Origin of the sequence: Serratia sp. X10 (assembly GCF_017811775.1) — a bacterium.
Lineage (GTDB): Bacteria > Pseudomonadota > Gammaproteobacteria > Enterobacterales > Enterobacteriaceae > Serratia > Serratia ureilytica.
On record NZ_JAEIOH010000009.1, the window covers coordinates 66426 to 88767 of the forward strand.

A 22342-nucleotide genomic window follows, 5' to 3' on the forward strand; every position below is an offset into this window, starting at 1 on the left:
GAAATGTCTGAACAACAAGTACAGGGCGCCGATCAGGCGCTGGATCTCAATAACGAGCTGCAGTCCCGCCGCGAGAAACTGGCCGGCCTGCGTGAGAACGGCATTGCGTTCCCGAACGACTTCCGTCGCGACTCCACCTCCGACAAACTGCACGCCGCGTACGGCGATAAAGACAACGAAGAGCTGGAAGCGCTGGGCGTAGAAGTGACCGTCGCCGGCCGCATGATGACCCGCCGCATTATGGGCAAGGCATCCTTCGTTACGCTGCAGGACGTGGGCGGCCGCATTCAGCTGTACGTCGCGCGCGACGATCTGGCTGAAGGCGTGTACAACGAGCAGTTCAAGAAGTGGGACCTGGGCGATATCCTCGGCGCGCGCGGCAAGCTGTTCAAAACCAAGACCGGCGAACTGTCGATCCACTGCACCGAACTGCGTCTGCTGACCAAAGCGCTGCGTCCGCTGCCGGACAAATTCCACGGCCTGGCGGATCAGGAAACCCGTTACCGCCAGCGTTACCTGGATCTGATCGCCAACGAAGAATCGCGCAACACCTTCAAGGTGCGTTCTCAGGTGATGTCGGCTATCCGTAACTTCATGGTGGAACGCGGCTTCATGGAAGTCGAAACCCCGATGATGCAGGTGATCCCGGGCGGCGCGTCGGCGCGTCCGTTCATCACCCACCACAATGCGCTGGATATCGACATGTACCTGCGCATCGCGCCGGAACTGTATCTGAAGCGTCTGGTGGTCGGCGGCTTCGAGCGCGTGTTCGAAATCAACCGCAACTTCCGCAACGAAGGCGTTTCTCCGCGTCATAATCCAGAGTTCACCATGATGGAACTCTACATGGCTTACGCGGATTACAAAGACCTGATCGAGCTGACCGAGACGCTGTTCCGCACCCTGACCGAGAAAGTGCTGGGTACCTCTCAGGTGCAGTACGGCGACGAAGTGTTCGACTTCGGCAAGCCGTTCGAGAAGCTGACCATGACCGAGGCGATCAAGAAATACCGTCCGGAAACCGATCTGGCTGACCTGGCCGACATGGGCAAAGCGGTGGCCATCGCGGAATCCATCGGCATCAAGGTTGAGAAGAGCTGGGGCCTGGGCCGCGTCGTGACCGAGATCTTCGAAGAAGTGGCGGAAAGCCATCTGATTCAGCCGACCTTCATCACCGAGTACCCGGCTGAAGTGTCGCCGCTGGCGCGCCGCAACGACGTGAACCCGGAAATCACCGACCGCTTCGAGTTCTTCATCGGCGGCCGTGAAATCGGCAACGGCTTCTCCGAGCTGAACGACGCCGAAGACCAGGCGCAGCGCTTCGCCGATCAGGTGAACGCCAAAGACGCCGGCGACGACGAAGCGATGTTCTACGACGAAGACTACGTCACCGCGCTGGAGCACGGCCTGCCGCCAACCGCCGGTCTGGGCATCGGCATCGACCGCATGGTGATGCTGTTCACCAACAGCCACACCATCCGCGACGTGATTCTGTTCCCGGCGATGCGCCCGCAGAAATAATCGCGTTTAGCGTGCAACAACCGGTGCGGGCAACTGCGCCGGTTTTTTTTCGTCTGCAGGACTTAACCGCTTAAAACATCGACAGTTACGCGCCATCTCCGCTTGCCCGCCGCCGATAACCGGTTATAATGCCTGTCGCACATCGATGCGGGTGTAGTTCAATGGTAGAACGGCAGCTTCCCAAGCTGCATACGAGGGTTCGATTCCCTTCACCCGCTCCAGTACCCTCCTCGTGAAAGCATCCTGATTCTCCAAAACGTTACCCCAACCCAATCCTTTGCACATGTAAGCATTATTTCTGGTCGCCCTCCATCCCACCCGCATCATCAGCGCCGCAGGGAGGAAGGCAGGGCAAAAAAATGCCGCCCCTGGGGACGGCATGTCGGCATTCAGCGCACCAGATGCAAGAAATGCAGATGCTTTTCGTACTGGTCGAGAATATCGTTGATCAACTGCTCCTGATTCCAGCCCATGACATCGTAGTTCTGGCCGCCTTCTTTCAGGTAGATCTCCGCGCGATAATATTTGTGCTGCTCGGCTTGCTGTTCATCATTATCCAGCCCGGCCAGGGCGAAGGTCGGCGAGCTGTAGCCGCGCAGTCTGACTTCATAGATAAAGTTAAGCTCATCGCCTAAATCAACCTCGAAACGAATGCGATCTTCCGCGTCGGTGTTGATGCTGCTGAGCGTGCCTTGCTTGCTCAGCTCCTCCTGCACCAGCGTCATGGCCGACTGGATGACTTCGTCCATAAAGCGCTTAACCAGCGAGCGCTTTGGCAGATAAGCGATATTACGCAGCCTGCGCTGCCAGGGGATAGGATTGCGGGCGGCGGTAGGGGCGATGGTGGCCATATTCTGGCTGTCGCGCTTGGTCAGATCGCGACGCAGCGCCTTAAGCAAACCGTAAATGGATATCAGCAAGATGGCCGAGAAAGGCAGCGCGCTGGCGATGGTGACGGTTTGCAGCGCGCTGAGCCCCCCGGCGATCAGCAAGGCGATGGCGACGATGCCCATCAGCGACGCCCAGAAAATGCGTTGCCATACCGGCGTGTTGCTGGAGCCGCCCGAAGCCAGGGTATCCACGACCATGGCGCCGGAGTCGGCGGACGTGACAAAAAAGACGATAACCATCGCCATGGCGATAAACGAAAGCACGCTGGAGAATGGGAAATGCTCCAGAAAGTTAAACAACGCCAAGGCCACGTCTTGTTGTACCGTAGCGGCGAGATCTGTCGCGCCCTTTTCCATGATGAGGTAAATGGCGCTGTTGCCGAACACGGTCATCCACATGAGGGTGAAGCCGGCCGGGACGAACAGCACGCCCGTGACAAATTCGCGGATGGTTCGGCCGCGGGAAACCCGGGCGATGAACATCCCGACGAAAGGCGACCAGGAGAGCCACCACCCCCAGTAGAGCAGCGTCCATCCGCCTAGCCAGTTGCTGGATTTGGGTTCATAGGCATACAGGTTGAAGGTTTTGCTGACCAGCTCGGACAGATAGCCGCCGGTATTTTCCACAAAGGATTTCAACAGCAAAACGGTTGGCCCCAACAGCAACACCAAGGCCAGGAGCAACAGCGCCAGGCTGAGGTTCAGCTCCGACAGAAAGCGTATGCCCTTCTCCAGCCCGGAAACCACGGAAATGGTGGCCAGCCCGGTAATCACCACGATTAATATCACCTGAACGGTTTCGTTGATTGGCACGCCAAACAGGTGGTTAAGCCCGGCGTTGACCTGCAATACGCCATAACCCAGCGAGGTCGCGACCCCGAATACGGTGCCGATGACGGCGAAGATATCGACGGCGTGGCCGATAGGGCCATAAATGCGATCGCCGATGATCGGATAAAGCGCGGAGCGCAGGGTCAACGGCAGGCCATGCCGATAGCTGAAGAAGGCCAGAATCAACGCCACGATGGCGTAGATCGCCCAGGCATGCAGCCCCCAGTGGAAAAAGGTCAGGCGCATGGCCTGTTTGGCCGCCTCGATGCTCTCGGGCGTGCCGACCGGCGGCGAGAGATAGTGCATAACCGGTTCCGCCACGCCGAAGAACATCAGACCGATACCCATCCCCGCCGAAAATAGCATGGCAAACCAGGAGTGGTAGCGAAAATCGGGTTGCGCATGATCGGGGCCAAGTTTGATGTCGCCGTAACGAGAAAGCCCCAGAAACGTCACGCTGAGCAATATGAGCGCCACGGCCAAAATATAAAACCAGCTGGCGTTGGTGAAGATTTGTTGCTGCAGAAGCTTGAAGTTTTTGTCAGCGACGTCGGGGAAAAAGGCGGCGAAGGCGACCAGAAGAAAAATGAGGACTGCAGAGGTGAAGAATACCGCTTTGTTGATATGGCTTTGCGGCTTATTTAAGGAGGTGTCTTTCTCACTCATAAATTGATTTATTCCATTTGTTTGATTATCGCCCTGAATGGAGGAAAGGTGGTGACTGTAATATCGTAGCAAAATAGTTGGGTTGGCGCAGGAGGCCGACGCCGCTCTATAGAGCGGAATTACCGCTGTCTCTGTGCGGTAATTCCGAATAATTCACGTTGCCGTTAGTTAAATAAAAAGGCCAATAACCCCGTCACCTTATTCTTATTTTCCCATCCTTCCAATTTCATGCAGGCATTAACGTGTTCTTTTCTGCGCATTTCATTGCTGTCCGAGGGATAAGCGCCACCGCCGGTGTGGGGAATCTCCGCGCCGTTGATAGTCATGGAGGAGAATACAGGCGAGCGGGTGTCTAAAGACAGGCTCACGGGATAGCGTTGTTCGGCTTCTTGTCGGCAGCTTGCTCTGGCGGCCTCAAGGGGTGTCGGAGCCGCCGTTTGCGCTTCCCACTTTTCCGGCGTGGCGCAAGAAGACATCATCAACACGGCGGTGATAACGGCATATTTTCTCAACGTAAAAATTCCTTTTCAAAAAAATCCCGCCTATTTTACCCAACCCCTCAAACAGGGGGAGCGTTATTCTCGTTTAACGCCTCCGGCGACACGCACGGCTATTCATGCGGTGTGGCCCGCCGGAAAACCGAACGGGCCGTTATGGCGCATTAACCGAGGATCTCCTTGGCGAGTATTTCAAACAGCGTATCGATCTCATCAAGGGTGTTGTAGTGCATCATGCCGATGCGCAGCACGCCGCCGTCCTGCAACCCCAGCTGTTGCACCAAGCCCAACGCATAGAAATGCCCACTGCCGGCGCAGATGTTGTGCTGCCCCAGGCGGCGGGCGATCGCGTCGGGCGCCTGGCCGCTGAAGGTCAGGGCGAAGGTCGGCGTGCGGCGTGCGCTGTCCGCCTGCGGATTGCCGTAGAGCCGCACGCCGTCGAGTTGCTGCAGCCGTTGCAAAAAGTGGCGGCACAGCGCCTCTTCATGCCGGTGGTAGGCGGCGAAGCTCTCCTGCAAGCGCTGCCTTAACGGCGCACCGGGCGTGCCCCACTGCGCCAAATACTCGATAGCGGCCGCGACGCCGGCCAGCGCTTCGAAGCTCTGCGTGCCGGTCTCGAAACGGCCGGGGCCGACGTCGGTGGCCGGCTCGACTTTGTACGGCCGCAGGCGCTGCAGCCACTGCGGCGCGATGTAGGCCATGCCGACGTGCGGGCCAAAGAATTTGTAGGCGGAGCACACCAGGAAGTCACATCCCAACGCCTGCACGTCGATCAGGTTATGCGGCGCGTAATGAACGGCGTCGACATACACCTGCGCGCCCACCCGATGCGCGGCTTCAACGATGGTTTTGATATCGACGATGCTGCCGGTGACGTTGGACGCGTAGCTGACCGCCACCAGACGCGTGTTGGCATTGATGCGCGCGCACACTTTTGTCGCGTCGAGAGAACAATCGGCGCTCTCCAGCGCTATCTGATGCACCACGGCACCTTTGTCGGCGGCGGCCTGCTGCCAGCTGGAGACGTTGGCGTAGTGATCCAGCGCGGTGACGATGACCTCATCGCCGTCCCGCCAATCGCGACTGATGATGCGGCTGAGATGAAAGGTCAGCGTGGTCATGTTCATGCCGAAGACGATGTTGTCGGGCGACGGCGCATTTAACAAGGCGCGCACCGATTCGCGCGCCTGACTCATCACCTCGCCGGTAACCCGGCTGGAGAAGTAGTGCCCGCCCAGGTTGGCGTTGTACTTCCCCAGGTAGTCGGTCATTTTTTCCAGCACGCCCCGGGAAACTTGCGCACCGCCGGGGCCGTCGAAAAAGATCGCCGGTTTGCCGTCGATCTGCCGGGACAGGGCGCTGAACTGGCGTCGGGCGAGCTCGGGGGTAAAGGTCATGCTTTCTCTCCCCGAGCGGTGAGGACGAAGAGATCCAGATAGCCTTCTTCATTCGGGCTTACGGTATTGATCGGCGTGGCGTTGTGCCACAGTTTACTGTCCGCCAATAGCACGGCTTCACCGTCGGCCAGCGCTTTTTTGAAGAAAGGATCGTGGCGGCTGTCGTCGTACAGCATGATTTCGCCGCCGACGATATTGTGGCGGTGAATGGCGATCATCGCGATATGGTCGAAACCGTCCTGGTGAATGCCTTCCGGCGCCACCAGCGTATCTTTTTGGATGGCGACCACGCGCATCTGGTGGATCTCTATCTCGGCGCCTTCCGGCAGTTCGTTATTTTCGGCAAACAGGTTGCACATCTCCGCCATGCCGGCGCTCTGCAGCACGGCGCTGTCGATAGGCTCGAAGCGGCGCACCACGTTGCCCTGGAAATGGTTGATCTGATCCGATTGCATGAAGGTGCGCGGCCCCACTTCGGCGATGTTGGGGTTGAGGTATTTCACGACGGAATAACGGCGCAGGCGATATTTGCCGTCGGCATGTTGCGTGTGGGGCAAGGAAGAAAATGAGGGCATCAGCTCTTGGGTGGCTTGCGGGCTTAGTACAGTCATACTTATTACGTTTTCGTGTTTCTGTAACATAATCACCTCTAATAATAATAATTTCTGATGTTGTAGGGGGTAATTCGATTGAATTGTAGACGACTCTATAACCAACGCAATGTGGGGTTGGCGAGGTGTGATGGCGGTCGTAAAGTGGGGAGAACGCAAAAAGATAAAGTGGCGAAAAGTCGGCTGGCGCGGCGGTGAAACGGCGCGGCATCTTGCCCGCACCGGCAGGTATCAAGCGATGGGCGCGCGTCCCTCGTGTTCAGAATGTCTCGAAATAAAGCTCGCGCAACAGCCAGGAGATTTCGTTATTGGTGCGGTTTAGGACGTCTATTCTGTGAACCCCTATCGCTTCTGCGCGCAGGTCGAGCAGCAGGTTGCGAATCTGCCGGAATAACGGGGTTTGCGGGTTGGGTTTGGCCAACTGCTGTCCACACAGTTTGATACCGGCGTCGCAGCCGGTGGCGATGTCCGTCAGGCAGCACGGGCAAGCGGTTTTTTGGCGCGCCATATTGCGGCATTGTTGCCCGATTACCTGATTGAAGTGGCGTAATTGCAGGCAGACTTCCCGCGAGTTCAACGGTTTGGAATGGGTTGTCATCGGTTTCAGCTCCCTTGTCTTCGCCTATATTGGCACTTACCGATGAAGATAACCACGGACAAGCTGAGGGGGTATCGCCTTGTTTTGTTTGCAAATGGGGAGGGGATAGCGGCCCGCCGTCGGCGGGCCGTTACGATCAGGCGCGTTTAAACAGATTCGCTGCCTGGAACAGGGCAAAGGAACTGACCAGCATCTCGATGCCGACGATCGCCGTCACCAGCGTCACCGACGCCGCCGGGCCTGAGCCGATCAGCATCCAGGCGATGATCAAATCGAGTACGCCGATGACGAACTGCAGCCAGTTGCCCGGCAGGCCGCGGCGCATATAGCCTGCCGCCAGGCGCGCGATGCCGCCGAGCGCAAACAGCACGGCGAGGTAGACCGCCAGCGCCAGAATGCCCGCCAGCGGGCTGGTGATGAACACATAGCCGATAATCAGGTAGGCCACGCCTAGCAGAATGCCGCCGATCATCGGCCAGGTATTCTGCGCCCGGTTGGCGATCATGGCGATAATCAGCCCGGCGCCGCTCAACAGCAGCAGGACGCCCACCACGATGCTCAGCGCTGCGCCGGAGGCGAAAGGATTCACCAGGCACAGTATGCCGCCCGCCAGCAGCAGGAAGGCGATGATCAGCAGGGTGGTGCGTTGCTTTTTGAGCAGCTCTTCGCTCAGGAGGGGCAGATTATTGCGGTCGAGGTTCAACATGACAGTACTCCATTTCGTCGTTGGGAAATTAATCAGTCATCCTTACCTGTTTAGCATAGACCGTCTGGGGGTTTTTGACTGACCCGGCGCAAATGTTACACTGTGCGGCTGACGCGTATCAGAACCGAAAAGACGATTGGGGACAGGATTTGAGCACAGGAAGCAAGCTGGCAAGGTGGCGCCGCATCGCGGTGTGTCTGACATTGGGGCTGCTGTTGGCCGGGTGTTCGGGTAAAAACACCTACAACCGCGACTACGACAAACTGCCGAAGGGCAGTTACACCGGCAAGTCCTACACCGTCAAACGGGGCGATACGCTGTACTACATCGCCTGGATAACCGACAGCGAAGTCGGCGATCTGGCCAGAATCAACAAGATACGCCCGCCCTATAATCTGGAAGTGGGGCAAAAACTGCGGCTGAGCGGCGGCGCGCCGACCAAAACCGCCGCCACGCGCCGTAAAACATCCTCGTCTTCCGCCGCGATCGCCAAGCAGACGCCGCCGCCGGGCGCCGCACGTTGCTGGCGCTGGCCGACCAGTGGCCGGATCGTGCAGGCGTACTCCAATGCCGATGGCGGCAACAAGGGCATCGACATCGCCGGTAAACGCGGCCAGCCGATCTATGCTTCCGCCAAGGGCAAAGTGGTGTACGTCGGCAACCAACTGCGCGGCTACGGCAACCTGATCATGATTAAGCACGGCGAAGACTTTATTACCGCCTATGCGCACAACGACACCACGCTGGTGCGCAATGGCCAGGATGTGAAAGCGGGGCAGAAGATCGGCACCATGGGCAGCACCGGCACCGATTCGGTGTTCCTGCATTTCCAGATCCGCTACCGCGCCACCGCGCTCGATCCGCAGCGCTATCTGCCGCCGCAGGGATCGTCGCCGTCCTGTTAACGTCAATCCGGCTCCTTGCGGAGCCGGATGTCAGCTATTTCAGCGGCAGATAAAGATCGGTCACCAGTTCATATTCCGCCACCTCGTGCACGAAGTTGTGGTAGTGGAAATAGAGCGGGAAATCGCGCAGTTCCTCGCCGCTGGCCGGCAACCACTCGCGGTACAGATAGCGGGCGCTTTCCGAGAGCCCATCCAGCGATCCGAGATGGCGCAGCACCGCGCAGCGCCCGGCCGGCAGCGTGCCGTTCACCACGCCGAAGGCGTTGTCCTCCGGGATCGGCGTAGTGACTTCGCCGCAAATGAAGAAGTGGAAGTCCTGCGCTTCGGTGGTGGCCGGATCGTGCGGCGCGATGCCGTAAGTGCGGCTGCTTCTGACCGGCGACAGGCCGCTGGTTTTGCGCCACTCGATAAAGCGTGCGGCGGTTTCGTTGACCAGCGCGGGCGGGCCGCTATGTTCGATCATCGCCACCGGCGTGGCCGGAAAATCGACAATGTCTACCTTCATGGGGTGTTTCCTTCTGTGTTTAGGTTCGGGAAAGCGCTGCTGCCAATCGATCCAGGCCGGCTGTTTGCGAAACTGGCTCGGCGTTTGGCTGAACGCCTGTTTGAAGGCGCGGCTGAAGGACTCCGGGTTCTGAAAACCGGCGTCCAGCGCGATGTCAATCACCGGCTCCAGCGGGTTATACGCCAGGCGGTAAGAGGCGCGTTTAAGCCTCATCCACTGGATATAACGCCACACCGAGATGCCGCAATACGCGCTAAACTGGCGTTGAAAGTGAAAGCGCGAAAAATGGGCCACTTCGCTCAGCTTGTCGACGGTAAGCGCCTCGTCCAGGTGGCGGTCGATATAGTCAAAGACCTGCGCAAAGCGCTTTGCATACGTCTGGGTCATGTGATTGTCTCCTCCATGCCTGAACTTTGCCCGAGTCGCTGCCGCTTCTCCTGACGGATGATGCTGAGTTGCCATCGCAGGAAAACGGAATGGCTGCGGCGTTCGCCGCCGACCAGGCCAAACTCATAACTCCCGCGCGGCCATGCGCCGCGAGCCCGACCGAGAAGATGAATATTACATGATGGATCGTTCCCGCTTGCTGAAATTCCTGCTGCCCTATCTGTGGCCGAAAGACAACCCGCGGCTGCGTTGGTATCTGGTGGTGGCCTTTGTGTTCATGGTGGTGGCCAAGGTCAGCACCACGCTGGTGCCGCTGGCCTACAAAGCGATGGTCGATGCGCTGAGCGGCGAGACGGCGAAAATGCTGGCGGTGCCGCTGGGGCTGATCGTCGCCTACGGCGTGGCGCGAGTGGGCGGCGCGCTGTTTGAGGAGCTGCGCAACGTGATGTTTATCCACGTCAGCCAAAACGCCACGCGCCTGTTGGGCGTGCGGGTGTTTCGCCAGCTGCATGCGCTGAGCCTGCGCTTTCATCTGGAGCGCCAGACCGGCGGGCTGTCGCTGTCTATCGAGCGCGGCACCCAGGCGGTGTCCACGGTGCTGTCGCGATTGTTGTTCTCCATCGTGCCGATCCTGTTCGAGCTGACGCTGGTCACGGCGATCATGTGGCATATGCTGAATGGCTGGTTCGCGTTGGCGATCCTGACCACGGTCGGCTGCTACATTCTGTTCACCGTGCTGGCGGTGAGCTGGCGCACCCGCTTTCGCCGCGAGCTCAACAAAGCCAACGCCGACGCCAACAGCAAATCCATCGACAGCCTGCTGAACTATGAGACCGTGAAGTACTTCGGCAATGAAGCGTTCGAGGCTGAGCGCTTCGATCTGTCGCGCCGGCTCTACGAATACGCCGCCATCAAGAACCAATTCAGTTTTACCGCGATCAACCTGGGGCAAACCGCCATTATCTCGATCGGACTGATCGTCATGATGGCCATGGCGGCGCAGGGCATTAGGCAGGGGACGATGACGGTCGGCGACTTCGTGCTGGTCAACGCCTACCTGCTGCAGCTGTACCAGCCGCTGAACTTCTTCGGCTTTATCTACTCGGAGGTGCGCCAGGCGCTGATCGACATGGAGAACATGTTCGATCTGCTGCAGGAAAAGCGTGAGATCGTCGATAGCCCGGATGCGCAGCCGCTGCGCCTCGAGCGCGGCGAAGTGCGGTTCGACGCGGTCAGCTTCGGTTACGACACGCGTCGGCCGATCCTCAAGCAGGTGAGCTTTACCATTCCGGCGGGCCACACGGTGGCGGTGGTCGGCGCCTCCGGCGCGGGCAAGTCCACGCTGTCGCGCCTGCTGTTCCGCTTTTACGACGTGCAGGGCGGCGCCATTACCCTCGACGGCCAGGACATTCGTCAAATGACCCAGGCCAGCCTGCGACAGGCGATCGGCATCGTGCCGCAGGATACGGTGCTGTTCAACGATACGCTGCGCTACAACATCGGCTATGGCAAAACCGGCTCCAGCGATGAAGAAATCGAGCGGGCGGCGCGGCTGGCGCATATCCATGATTTTATCGTCGGTCTGCCCGACGGTTACGACACCCGGGTGGGCGAGCGCGGGTTGAAGCTGTCGGGCGGTGAAAAGCAGCGGGTGGCGATCGCGCGCACCATCCTGAAAAATCCGGCCATCCTGGTATTCGACGAGGCGACCAGCGCGCTGGATACCCAGACCGAGCGCGAAATCCAGGGACACCTGCGCGAGGTGAGCCGCAACCACACCACGCTGGTGATCGCTCATCGGCTCTCCACCGTGGTGGATGCCGATGAAATTATCGTGCTGGAGGCGGGGGAGATCGTCGAGCGCGGAGGGCACGAGGCGTTGCTGGCCGCGAACGGCCGCTACGCCGCCATGTGGCAAACCCAGTACAGCGAAGAGCAGGAACCGCGCTGACGCTGCCGTTCACACCATCGATGGCGCGGCCTTGAGCCGTTGTATCACGTAGTCGCAGGCGATGCGGTAATCCTGCTGCAGATCGGTGTCATCCCCGGCCAGGCTGCCGCGCAGCCAGAGCCCATCGATCATCGCCGCCAGCCCGCGCGCCGCGTCGCGCGCCTGCTGCAGCGGCAGCTCGCGGCGGAACTGGCTGCAAATATTGGAATAGAGCCGCCGATCGTTGGCGCGCTGCAGGCGGCGCAGTACTGGCTGGTGCATGCTAGCGGCCCAGAAGTCGAGCCAGGCGCGCATGGAAATGGCGTTGGTTTGGCTGGGGTGGAAGTTGCCCTGAATGATGGCGCACAGCTGCGACTGGCTGTCGCTCGCCGCCTGAGCGCGGCACTCGGCCACCGCGTCGCGCAGATCGCGCAGGATCTTGCGCATGGTCGCGCTCAACAATCCTTCCTTGTCGCCAAAATAGTGGCTGACGATGCCGGTCGACAGCCCGGCTTCTTTCGCCACCTGCGACAGGGTGACGCTGGCCAGCCCCACCACGCCGATGGTCTCGAAGGCGGCGTTAATCAGCTGCTCCTTGCGCTGCTCAGGAATCTCTCTGCGGTACATATTTTCCCCAACTGATAGGCCAATCACACTTTGGATTTGATTGATTGAACGGTCAATCAATACTCTCTATGCTGCAATCATGTCAAATAAATGACGATAAAATGTTATCTAAAAGTTGCATTCAAATCGTCTGTCTTTCGCACCATGGAAGCCTGCCAATGACAATAAAAACTCCTCCATCGCTTGACGAAGAACCTGTCCGATTGAATGCCCCGGTATTTTTCGGCTCAGCCGCGGTGATCTTGCTGCTGGGGGCGCTGATTGCGCTGTTTCCCGCCGCCAGCAAACAGTGGCTGAATGTCGCGCAAAGTTGGGTGGCCGACGTGTTCGGCTGGTATTACATGCTGTTGATGGTCGCCTGCATGGTGTTCGTGTTCTGGCTGGCGCTGTCGCGCTTTGGCCATATTCGCCTCAGCCAGGATGATGAGCCGCCGCAGTTCAGCTATCCCTCCTGGGTGGCGATGCTGTTCTCGTCGGGCATCGGCATTGCGCTGGTGTATTACGGCGCCTATGAGCCGTTGGATCACTTCCTGTCGCCACCGGAAGGCGACGGCGGCAGCGTGCAGGCGGCGCGGCAGGCGATGGCGCTCACCTTTTTACACTGGGGGCTGCACGGTTGGGCGCTGTATGCGTTGATCGCCACCGCGCTCGCCTATTTCGCCTATTGTCGCGGTTTGCCGCTGGCGCTGCGTTCGGCGCTGTACCCGATCTTCGGCGAGCGCATCCACGGCGGCGTCGGCCATCTGGTGGACAGTTTCGGCATTCTGGTGACGGTTATCTCGATGGTGACCAACCTGGGGATCGGCGCGCTGTTGGTGAACTCGGGGCTGTTCTACTTGTTCGACATCCCGCAAAGCACCGGCGTGCTGCTGGCGCTGATCGTGGTGATGATGGTGGTGGCCACGCTGGCGGCGGTCACCGGCGTCGAGAAGGGCATCGCGATGCTGTCGAACATTAACGTCGGCTTCCTGTGCCTGCTGTTACTGTTCGTGTTTCTGGCCGGCCCGACGCTGAACCTGCTGAACGGCATGTTGCAGAACATTGGGGATTATCTGACCTCGCTCGTCAGCCGCAGCTTCGATATGTATCTGTACGGCAAGGCGCGCCAGTGGCAGGGCGCCTGGACGCTGTTCTATTGGGCCTGGTGGGTGGCGTGGGCGCCGTTTGTCGGGCTGTTTATCGCGCGTATTTCCAAAGGCCGTACCATCCGCGAACTGATCTTCGGCGTGTTGCTGATCCCGCTGGGGTTCACGCTGGCGTGGCTGTCGATCTTCGGCAATACCGCCATCAGTCTGGTGCTGGAGGGCGGGCAAGCGATTCTGGGGCAGGTGGCGCAAAGCGACCCGCCGATGGCGGTGTTCAAGCTGTTCGAATACCTGCCCTATACCCAGCTGACCGCCGGTTTTGTGGTGGTGATAAGCTTCGTGCTGTTCCTGACGCCGGTCGATTCCGGCACGCTGATGATAGCGAATCTGTCCTGCCAGGGCGGTTCCGCCCACGATGACGCGCCGGCCTGGCTGCGGGTGTTCTGGGCGGCGGTCACCACGTTGGTGTGTGCCGGGCTGCTGTACGCCGGCAGTTTCAGCGCGATGCAGACTGCGGTAGTGCTGTGCGGCCTGCCGTTCTCGGCGGTGATCGTGCTGTACATGCTCAGCCTGCGTAAAGATCTGCGCGGTTACGCCATGAAGCCGGCGCACCCCTGAGGCGGCTTATTCGTCCGCGCGCGGCCGGTGATGCACGTATTCGATAATCGTGCCGTCCGGCAGGCGCGCATTGAAACAGGCGCCGGTGGGCACTTCCACCGGGCCAAAGAAGATATCGGCGCCGGCGGCCAGCAGCCGCTGGTGGTAGGGATAAATGTTATCGACCAGCAACGTGCCGACGGTGCTGCGAAAAGGACGCAGGTTTTCTTCCGAGCCTTCCAGGATCAGAAACGGCCCTACCGCCGCCAGCACCAGCCGATGCTCGGGGAAGTCGAAACGCATATCCGCTTCCACGCCGTGCAGCTGCTCGTAAAACGCGATGGCGCGGTCAATCTCGCCTTCGTCGACGTAGACCCGGATCAGCACGCGCGGCTCGCGTAGCGATGAAGAGTCGGCAGTTTTGCGCCAAAAGCCCGCTTCTGTCAGTTTTGCCGTCATTGCTCATTCCTCATGGTGGCTCGTTTCCTTGTCATCATGCCGCCGTTTGACGGCAGGGATTAGACCGAGTTGTTATGAACCAGCAGCGGCGGAAATAAAAAAAACCGATAATGGGGCAAATACCTGCTCAGGTCGGAATAGCGGGCTAAAGCGGGTGTCAGGCGCGATGGAATTCCGACAACACCCATTGGCCGATCTCCTGCATCGTCTCTTCCAGCGGCCGCTGGTTGCGGCGAAAATGCAGGCCGATGTGATTGACCCCGGCGTCACGCATGGCGCTCAGTTCCTGAATTAATCCATTGCGGCCGCTCTTGATGCCGAAGCGATGGCGTTGAATCGGCGCGTCGGCGTTATCGGTGAGGTCGAGATGAATAAAGCTGACGTAGGGCTTGTCACCGGCTACGTTGCGCCAGAGTTTGACCCGCGAAACGTGGTCCGCAGGCGTGCCGGGATACGACAGCCAGCCATCCATATTTTTACCCACCCACTCGGGCGTTTGTTGCGCCAGCCCGGCGACCAGCAGCGGCGGCGGTGGCGTGGCCGGCAGCAGGCGCAATCCCGGTTGCAGTGCGCTGTCGGCTTCCCCTTTGATAATGCCGACGCTGGCGCGGAAGCTTTCACCGCGCGCGGCGTAATCGGCGCCGAACAATGGGTACTCCACGGGGCGATCGCCGCTGGCGACGCCGAGCAACAGACGATCGCCGCTCAGCGTTTGCAGCGTGGAAGCCGCTTTGCGCACCAGCCACGGCTGCCGCAGCGGCAGCACCACGGCCGCGGTACCGAGCAGAATATTGCGCGTCAGGCTGGACAGGTAGCCGAGGTAGGTAAAGGTCTCAAACACCTGCGCGGCGTCACCGAAGTCCGGATCGTACAGCGGCACGTCGCGAACCCAGGCGGCGCGAAAGCCGAGCTCATCGGCCAGCTTGATGCGCGCAGCGTGTTCGCTCATGTCCGGCACGCCGAACGGCCGCCCGTCCTGCTGGCGTTTCAGCTGCCCGCTAGTGGACCAATCGTTGTCCAGCGGCAACTCGATGCCGATGGAAAGCGGCTCCCGGGTTAATTTTTCGATGCTCATGTGTCACTCCGTCTCAGGCCTTGCGGCGCGGTGTCGAACGATGGCACGAAGTGTTGCATGGCGCTTAATTGAGATAAACAGCCCTAATCGCAATAGATAATTGCTGTTGCGAGCATAATTGCTTTGCAGGATGCGGCATGCTTGTCGTGATTTACGTCACGCTCTGCGCTTTTGTTATTGTCCAGACGGGGTTATATAACCCCGTCGTTGGCATTTCCCTCGTAAGAGTTAGTTTTTTCTGCGGCCTTAAAATAAAACGAGATGATTCAATAGATAAAAATGGCTCTGAAGCGCGTGCGGCGATCATTCAATGCCGATGAAAAATTAATAATCCTGAAGCGTCATCGATGGGATTATTCGCAAATAACGCGCAAACAGGCTTTTTTTAATCGCAAGAAAGTACCGGACATTATTTTATATGTATCAAGAACAGAAGGATAAATAACCTGAAGGTGATAATGCGATATTGAAATAGTACCCGTTCAGAATTTCATTTGTCTCTCGGAGCGCGCCGGTTGACAGACCGCCGGCTTGCGATAATTTTATGTCATTAACATGTTAATGAGTTGTTGTCGTGACGGAGGGCCAATTTCTCTCTTGGCCGAGCGCTTAACACACTTATGCCATGGCGGGTCGCCATTCATAAGTTAACTTATGGACAAATGACGCTATGAATACATCGCCAGCGGCACGCAGAGCATTAAGTGAAGAGAATCGGTTGCTGATTATTTTGTTTTTCGTGTTCGGCTGCGTATTCGTCGATCGTCTGACCATCTCGTTTCTGTTTCCGATGATTGCCGCCGACCTCAAGTTAAGCAACGTGCATCTCGGCACGCTGTCGGCGGTGCTGGCGCTAACCTGGGCGCTGTCCGGCGCCGGGTTGGGGGCGATAGCCGACCGCTTTAATATCCGTAAACCGATGCTGATCCTGTCTATCTTGGTGTTTTCGCTGTTCTCCGCGCTGTCGGGGCTGGTCAGCGGGTTTGCCATGTTATTGATCTTCCGGGCGTTGATGGGGATTGCTGAGGGGCCGGTATTGCCGATCGCCCAGTCGCTGATGGTGGAAAGATCGCAGCCGCAGCGCCGCGGTTTCAATATGGGATTGATCCAGGGCGCGGCGCCGGGGCTGTTGGGCGGCATCATCGCGCCGCCGCTGATCATCTATCTGGCGCAGAAGTGGGGATGGAGCATGGCGTTTCACCTGACCGCCGTGCCGGGCATCATTCTGGCGTGGCTGATCTATCGCTATGTGAACGGCAAAAAGGATCCCGCTTTCAGCGCCGCGCCGGCGGCCGGTAAGTCGGCGGGCAAGGCCGCTTACGGCGAGCTGTTCAAAATCAAGAACGTGGCGCTGTGCATCCTGATCTCCTGCGTGTTCGTCACCTGGTTCATGATCATCATAACCTTCACCCCTAACTTTTTGGTGTCCGACCGTGGCTTCGGTGAAGGCACGATGGGCGGCATCATGAGCGCCATCGGCGCCGCCTGGGTCTTCTGGGGCGTGGCGGTACCGGCAATCTCCGATCGCCTCGGGCGCAAACCGACGCTGATCTTCTTTTCGCTGCTGGCGGTGTGCTGCCCGCTGTTCCTAAGCTACGTCGCCAACCCGTGGCTGCTGGGCGTGCTGGTGTTCCTGTCTTATACCGGCCTTGGCTGTTTCACGCTGTTTATGGCCACCATCCCGTCGGAAACGGTGTCGCCGGCGCGCATCGCCACCGCGTTGGGGCTGGTGATGGGGATCGGCGAGGTGATTGGCGGCTGCCTGGCACCGTTTATCGCCGGGCTGATCGCCGATCGCTACGGCCTGGTCAGCGTAATGTGGCTGGCGGCCGCCGGCGCCGTGTGTGCCGGGGTACTGAGTTGTTTTCTCGATGAAACCGCCCCTGCCGTGGTGAACCGCCGAGCGGTGAAGCCGGCGGGCGTCGCCGACGTTTGAGACGAGTTTTATCCCATTCAATCAAGGAGAGCGAAGATGTCAGCAGAACCATCCGTACTGAATCAAAATGCCGAGCCGGACTGGAAGAATTACGACGATTTCGCGCGCGGCATCGATACCAACCGGTTGCCGGGCACCCAGGACTGGCGCGGCAAAACGCTGCAGATCGCCTTTGAAGACGGCGGGGACATCACGCTGCGTTTCAGCGCCGACCGGCAACGGGTGCTGTGGGCCTGGGGCGGGGAGAGCGGTGAGGACGCTTACGAAGAGGTGCAAACCTCCGCCGCGCGCTATTTCTTCAATATTCCGTTGCAGTCGCCGGGCAACGAATGCCTGACGCTGGTGCTCAACCGCGACAGCGGCCGGGCGCTGCTGGTGCGCAGTACGCTGTTGCCCGAACAAACGGTGGAAAAGGGATCCCGCCTCAAGCAAAGCTTCCACGTTGGGCTGATTGCCGGCGTTACGCCGGGCGGCATCGCGCCGCATCTGACCCGCGAGCTGATCGGTTATCGCACGCTGAACATTTACAGCCCCAACCATTACTACGAGCACTTCTACGTCAACACCGAGCGTTATGCCTGGCAAAACCTGCGCGGCGAGCAGTTCGGGCACGGCGACATGGATTACGCCACTTACTACAAGTTTGAGGACGAGATGTTCCTGTTCACCTTCCGGGAAAAGATTATCCCGGTGTGCTCGGTGTTCTTCTTCGACTTTATCTCCGGGCGCTGCACCGGCACCTTCCTCGGGTTGGACGCCGCCGGCCGGGTGTTGGTGTCACCGGCCGGGGCCTTCATCAGCAAGATGAGCTACAACGCTTATCCGGAGGGCGTGCAGCCGCTGTGAGTCAGGCGTTTCTGACCAGCGATCCGGCGTTGATCTCCGCAATGGTTTTCGCGCCGGTGAGCGTCATGGCGACGCGCATCTCTTTGTCGATCAGATCCAGCAAGTTAGCCACCCCGGCTTCGCCGGCCGCCGCCAGCGCATAGACGAAGGCGCGCCCCAGCAGCACGCTGTCGGCGCCCAGCGCGATCATGCGCACCACGTCCAGGCCGCTGCGGATGCCGGAATCGGCCAGTAAGGTAATGTCGCCTTTCACCGCGTCGGCGATCGCCGGCATGGCGCGCGCGGTCGACAGCACGCCGTCCAGCTGGCGGCCGCCGTGGTTGGAGACGATGATGCCGTCAGCGCCGAAGCGCACCGCATCTTTGGCGTCTTCCGGATCCAGAATGCCTTTGATGATCATCGGGCCGTCCCAGAATTCGCGGATCCACTCCAGATCTTTCCAGGAAATCGACGGATCGAAGTTGGCGCCCAGCCAGCCGATGTAGTCTTCCAGGCTGGTCGGTTTGCCGCGGTAGGCCGAGACGTTGCCCAGATCGTGCGGCTTGCCGAACAGGCCGACATCCCAGGCCCACTGCGGATGGGTAAACGCCTGCAGCACGCGGCGCAGGGCGGCGTTGGGGCCGCTCATCCCCGAGTGGGCGTCGCGGTAACGGGCGCCGGGCACCGGCATGTCGACGGTGAACACCAGCGTTTTCACGCCGGCGGCTTTGGCGCGCTCCAGCGCGTTGCGCATAAAGCCGCGGTCTTTCAGCACGTAGAGCTGGAACCACATCGGCCGATCGATCGCCGGGGCCACCTCTTCGATGGGGCAGACTGACACGGTGGACAGCGTGAACGGAATGCCTTTTTTGGCCGCGGCGCGCGCGGCCTGCACTTCGCCGCGGCGGGCGTACATGCCGGTCAGCCCCACCGGCCCCAGCGCCACCGGCATCGCCAACTGCTCGCCGAACAGCGTGGTCTCCAGACTGAGTTCAGACATATTGCGCAGCACGCGCTGGCGCAAGGCAATATCGGCCAGATCTGCGGTATTGCGCTTCAGCGTATGCTCCGCGTAGGCCCCGCCGTCGATGTAGTGAAACAGAAACGGCGGCAGTTTGGCCTGGGCGGCGGCCCGGTAGTCGGTTGACGCGGAGATGATCATAGTGTTTACCTTCTTGTCTTCTTGCAAATAGCGAGTTGTCAGTCAGAGCGAGAGGATCGCCGCCATACCGGCCGCGATCCCACCGTACGCCAGCATCGGCAGCGCGGTCTTTCTGATGATTTTGCCTTCGGCGTTGCCGATCCCCAGGATCGAACAGACCGCGATAATGTTGTTCAGGCATACCATGTTGCCCATGGCGCCGCCGACGGACTGCAAGGCCAGCGTCAGATTGACGTCGAGGCCGCTGCTCTGGGCGATCGATTGCTGAATGCCGCCGAACGTCAGGTTCGAAACGGTGTTGGAACCGGAGAAGAACGAGCCCAGCGCGCCGAGGAACGATGAGAACAGCAGCCAGCTGTCGCCGGTCAGCGCCGCCAACGCTTTCCCGATCAGGATCACCGGCGCGTTGTCGCCGCCCAGCATCATCAGATTGACCATGACCAGCGCGCCGAACAGGGCGATAAAGGGGCGCGCGATGCGCCCGCCGGTTTCGCTAAACATTTGCCTCACCTGGCCGCCATTCAGACGGAACAGCGGAATGCACAACACCACCACCAGCAGGAACGGGATTAGCGCCGGGACATACAGCGTTTTGTAGCCGGCCGCGGCGGAGGTGCCCAGCACCTGCCGCAGTTCGACGATCAGCGCTTGGCTGATGCGCAGCTCCCCGAGCCAGCCGAGGTTTTCCTGCCACAGCAGCGTGGTGGTGTTGAGCAGCGCCTTGAGGCCCAACTGGTGAATGCGCGTCACTATCAGGATAGCAATCAGCAGCAGGGTCGGCGTCATCGCCTTGACCACCTGCATGAACGGCACCGCCTGCGCGGCGCTCTGCGGTTTTTCCGCGCGGGCGAGGCCAATGCCGCCGCGCGCCAGCAGCACCGACAGCGCCAGGCCGAGAGCGCCGCCGACCAGCGCCGGGAACTCATAGTTCATCTGGGCCAGCAGCAGATAGGGGACGGTGCAGCTCAGCACGCTGAGCAAGATGAACGGCAGGTTGCGGCGGATATCCTGCCAGGAAACGATAAAGCGCAGCGCCAGCAGAGGAATGACGAAGCCGGCGACAACGTGGATCAGCGCGGTTTGCCGGCCGATCTCCAGCAGGCTGGCGTCCGACAGGCCGAGATTGGCGAAGCCGAACCAGGTAGGGGTGCCCACGGCGCCGAAGGAAACCGGCACCGAATTCATCACCAGCGTCAGCAGGGCGACGCGCAGCGGGTTGAAGCCTAGCCCGACCAGAATCGGCGCGGCGATGGCGGCCGGGGTGCCGAAGCCGCTGGCGCCCTCGATCATAAAGGCGAACGCCCAGCCGATAATCATCAGTTGGGCCACCGGGTTGGGGCTAACGGTTTCCAACCAGCGGCGCACCACGTTTTCCGCACCGCTTACCTGCATCAGTTTGTTGAGCAGAATGGCGCCGGCGATGATGGTGATCGGCGTCAGCGTCGAGACCAGCGCGGTGATGATATTGGCATGCAGCAGCCGCGGTGAGGCATCGAACCACCAGAGCTGCAGGGCATATACCACGGCGGCCGTCAGCGGCAGGGCCAGATAAGAGGGCACGCCATTCCTTTTGGTCATCATCCATATCAGCAGGACGATGGGCGCAATACTGAAAAGCAGGGGCATAAGATCCTCAGGGTTATTATTTTTATGGGCAGAGATATGTAACTGAAAGGTTAATTGCCGCAACATTTTCATTCTAATCACAACGTTGGCGATGATGCCACGCGATAATTTTTTAACATCGGCGAATGGCGCCGACGGCGGGAAAAATGCCGGCTGTTGAGGCTGAATTAAATTTATTTAAAATCAATTGGATGGGTTTTTATTTTGTGTAATGAATGCGCTGGATCACATTAATTAGGCGTTAATGTTCACGAGTTCATGTCCAAAAATGCGGTAATCCACGCGGTCTTTTACGCCGCGTGGAAATAATCAGGAGTGGAAACTTAAAAGTAGTGGCTGATATTTTGATAGGAACCGATGATATGTTCGATCAGCAGGCGAGTTTTTAACGGCAGATTGCGGGTATAAGGGTAGACGGCGTAAATGCCCAATACCTTGCCGCAGTGGCCGGCCAGGATCTCCGTCAGTTTGCCGTCCTGCAAATCTTCGTACACCATGCAGCGCGGCACCATGGCGATGCCGTGGCCGCCGATCACCGCTTTGCGGATCGCCCGCGCATTGTTGGCCGACAGATTGCCGTTAACCTGCAGCTCGTAGATTTCGTTGCGCCCTGGCCGCTTCATCAGCCAGTTGGCGGTGCCGTTCTCTTGATAGGTATAGGTCAGGCAGTTGTGGCTAAGCAGATCGTCGGGATTGCGCGGCTCCGGGTGGTTCTCCAGATAGCCCGGCGAGCAGACGATCACCCAGCGGGAATCGAAGATCGGCCGCGCAATCAGGCTGGAGTCCGGCATGGTGCCGGTACGGATCGCCAGATCGATGCCTTCTTCCACCAGATCGACGAAGCGGTTTTCCAGCCGCATCTCGACCTTCAGGCTGGGGTGCTGAGCGCAAAACTCCGCCACGCTTTCACTCAGCAGCAGCTCACCCGAAATGGTCGGCACCGACATGCGAATGGTGCCGGTCAGCTCTTCGCTCTTTTCGCTGACGGCGTACAGCGCTTCCTGCACTTTGGCGCCGATCTCCTTGGCCTGCTGGTAGAGCGCCTGCCCGCTTTCGGTCAGCGTCAGGCTGCGGGTGGTGCGGTACAACAGGCGGGCGCCGAGCGATTTTTCCAACCGCCCGATGCGTTTGCTGACCACCGAACTGGTAATGCCGGCGCTCTCCGCCGCCTTGCTGAACGAGCCGCAGTCGACAATCAGGGCAAACAGAATCAGGTCGTTGGCGTATTCGTGAGTCGCGAGCATGGGCATCCTAAGAGTGAGAGTCCTGTTGCCCAGTGTAAGTCCGGCGCGGCAGGAAGCAATCTTTTCAGCCTGTTTCCAGCGCCGGTTAACTGGTCGGATCTGAAATTTTCTTGGTTAATTACCTCTTAAACTGAGAATTATCCTTCAAATAAATCGTGGCTATTCCGGGGGTGAAATTAACTTCCATGTTTTTATCAGCAATTAAATTAGAATAATCCTTATATCAAACGTTACTTATTCCATTAAGCCTGCGGTGCAGTGT

19 protein-coding genes and 1 tRNA gene are annotated in these 22342 nt (G+C 59.4%); 7 read left to right on the forward strand and 13 right to left on the reverse strand.

Features of this window, described 5'->3' with window-relative positions:
- The first annotated feature begins 3 nt into the window (after window positions 1–3).
- Together lysS and J9788_RS22265 are read left to right on the forward strand one after the other, a co-directional pair.
- Window positions 4–1521 carry a lysine--tRNA ligase gene (gene lysS, locus J9788_RS22260; protein ID WP_004931697.1) on the forward strand — a complete coding sequence of 506 codons (1518 nt, stop codon included), beginning with the start codon at window positions 4–6 and terminating at the stop codon, window positions 1519–1521.
- A gap of 147 nt (window positions 1522–1668) precedes the next feature.
- Window positions 1669–1742 (forward strand) — tRNA-Gly (locus tag J9788_RS22265).
- A 168-nt stretch (window positions 1743–1910) separates the two neighbouring features.
- Here J9788_RS22265 and J9788_RS22270 read toward each other — a convergent pair.
- The 6 genes from J9788_RS22270 to J9788_RS22295 all read right to left on the reverse strand — a co-directional run bounded on the left by J9788_RS22270 (window position 1911) and on the right by J9788_RS22295 (window position 7717).
- On the reverse strand, window positions 1911–3908 hold the full coding sequence (locus J9788_RS22270) for a choline BCCT transporter BetT (protein ID WP_046899005.1): 1998 nt from the start codon (window positions 3906–3908) through the stop codon (window positions 1911–1913).
- 164 nt (window positions 3909–4072) lie between these two features.
- Window positions 4073–4420: a hypothetical protein gene (locus J9788_RS22275; RefSeq protein ID WP_227414653.1), complete on the reverse strand. Its 348-nt coding sequence runs from the start codon at window positions 4418–4420 to the stop codon at window positions 4073–4075.
- Window positions 4421–4569: 149 nt separating this feature from the next.
- The gene (locus J9788_RS22280; RefSeq protein ID WP_046899006.1) at window positions 4570–5802 is read right to left on the reverse strand and encodes a cysteine desulfurase-like protein; all 1233 of its coding nucleotides are present in this window, start codon (window positions 5800–5802) and stop codon (window positions 4570–4572) included.
- Window positions 5799–6413, reverse strand: a complete 615-nt coding sequence (locus J9788_RS22285) for a 2OG-Fe dioxygenase family protein (protein WP_223524591.1) — start codon at window positions 6411–6413, stop codon at window positions 5799–5801. Before J9788_RS22285 ends, J9788_RS22280 begins: the two co-directional genes overlap by 4 nt.
- A 259-nt stretch (window positions 6414–6672) precedes the next feature.
- On the reverse strand, window positions 6673–7011 hold the full coding sequence (locus J9788_RS22290; RefSeq protein WP_033644790.1) for a hypothetical protein: 339 nt from the start codon (window positions 7009–7011) through the stop codon (window positions 6673–6675).
- A 136-nt stretch (window positions 7012–7147) separates the two neighbouring features.
- Window positions 7148–7717: an HdeD family acid-resistance protein gene (locus tag J9788_RS22295; RefSeq protein ID WP_004931723.1), complete on the reverse strand. Its 570-nt coding sequence runs from the start codon at window positions 7715–7717 to the stop codon at window positions 7148–7150.
- Window positions 7718–7866: 149 nt separating this feature from the next.
- Between J9788_RS22295 and actS the strand changes: the two genes are divergently transcribed.
- Window positions 7867–8622 carry an amidase activator ActS gene (gene actS / locus J9788_RS22300; protein ID WP_033644792.1) on the forward strand — a complete coding sequence of 252 codons (756 nt, stop codon included), beginning with the start codon at window positions 7867–7869 and terminating at the stop codon, window positions 8620–8622.
- 34 nt (window positions 8623–8656) lie between these two features.
- On the opposite strand, the gene J9788_RS22305 is transcribed toward actS, so the two are convergent.
- Window positions 8657–9514, reverse strand: a complete 858-nt coding sequence (locus J9788_RS22305; protein WP_046899007.1) for a GyrI-like domain-containing protein — start codon at window positions 9512–9514, stop codon at window positions 8657–8659.
- 181 nt (window positions 9515–9695) lie between these two features.
- Between J9788_RS22305 and J9788_RS22310 the strand changes: the two genes are divergently transcribed.
- Window positions 9696–11465 (forward strand): ABC transporter ATP-binding protein/permease, encoded by a 1770-nt coding sequence (locus tag J9788_RS22310; protein ID WP_046899079.1) that lies wholly within the window; start codon window positions 9696–9698, stop codon window positions 11463–11465.
- A gap of 9 nt (window positions 11466–11474) precedes the next feature.
- Here the strand turns inward: J9788_RS22310 and betI are convergent, their stop codons facing one another.
- Window positions 11475–12071, reverse strand: a complete 597-nt coding sequence (gene betI / locus J9788_RS22315; protein WP_046899008.1) for a transcriptional regulator BetI — start codon at window positions 12069–12071, stop codon at window positions 11475–11477.
- A 158-nt stretch (window positions 12072–12229) separates the two neighbouring features.
- Between betI and J9788_RS22320 the strand changes: the two genes are divergently transcribed.
- Window positions 12230–13774, forward strand: a complete 1545-nt coding sequence (locus tag J9788_RS22320) for a BCCT family transporter (protein ID WP_182265336.1) — start codon at window positions 12230–12232, stop codon at window positions 13772–13774.
- Between the two features lie 6 nt (window positions 13775–13780).
- Here J9788_RS22320 and J9788_RS22325 read toward each other — a convergent pair whose 3' ends face one another.
- Together J9788_RS22325 and J9788_RS22330 are read right to left on the reverse strand one after the other, a co-directional pair.
- A complete protein-coding gene (locus J9788_RS22325; protein WP_046899010.1) occupies window positions 13781–14212 on the reverse strand; it encodes a VOC family protein in 432 nt (143 codons plus the stop codon).
- A 157-nt stretch (window positions 14213–14369) separates the two neighbouring features.
- Window positions 14370–15287: a TIGR03571 family LLM class oxidoreductase gene (locus J9788_RS22330; protein ID WP_182265335.1), complete on the reverse strand. Its 918-nt coding sequence runs from the start codon at window positions 15285–15287 to the stop codon at window positions 14370–14372.
- A gap of 670 nt (window positions 15288–15957) precedes the next feature.
- Between J9788_RS22330 and J9788_RS22335 the strand changes: the two genes are divergently transcribed.
- Window positions 15958–17223: an MFS transporter gene (locus J9788_RS22335; protein WP_241427921.1), complete on the forward strand. Its 1266-nt coding sequence runs from the start codon at window positions 15958–15960 to the stop codon at window positions 17221–17223.
- Between the two features lie 36 nt (window positions 17224–17259).
- Window positions 17260–18069 carry a MoaF C-terminal domain-containing protein gene (locus J9788_RS22340; protein WP_046899013.1) on the forward strand — a complete coding sequence of 270 codons (810 nt, stop codon included), beginning with the start codon at window positions 17260–17262 and terminating at the stop codon, window positions 18067–18069.
- Window position 18070: 1 nt separating this feature from the next.
- Here the strand turns inward: J9788_RS22340 and lldD are convergent, their stop codons facing one another.
- The 3 genes from lldD to J9788_RS22355 all read right to left on the reverse strand — a co-directional run bounded on the left by lldD (window position 18071) and on the right by J9788_RS22355 (window position 22080).
- Window positions 18071–19210, reverse strand: a complete 1140-nt coding sequence (gene lldD / locus J9788_RS22345; RefSeq protein ID WP_033632193.1) for an FMN-dependent L-lactate dehydrogenase LldD — start codon at window positions 19208–19210, stop codon at window positions 18071–18073.
- Between the two features lie 42 nt (window positions 19211–19252).
- Window positions 19253–20836 (reverse strand): L-lactate permease, encoded by a 1584-nt coding sequence (locus J9788_RS22350; protein ID WP_182265334.1) that lies wholly within the window; start codon window positions 20834–20836, stop codon window positions 19253–19255.
- A gap of 323 nt (window positions 20837–21159) precedes the next feature.
- Window positions 21160–22080, reverse strand: a complete 921-nt coding sequence (locus tag J9788_RS22355) for a LysR family transcriptional regulator (protein WP_046899015.1) — start codon at window positions 22078–22080, stop codon at window positions 21160–21162.
- Window positions 22081–22342 lie beyond the last annotated feature (262 nt).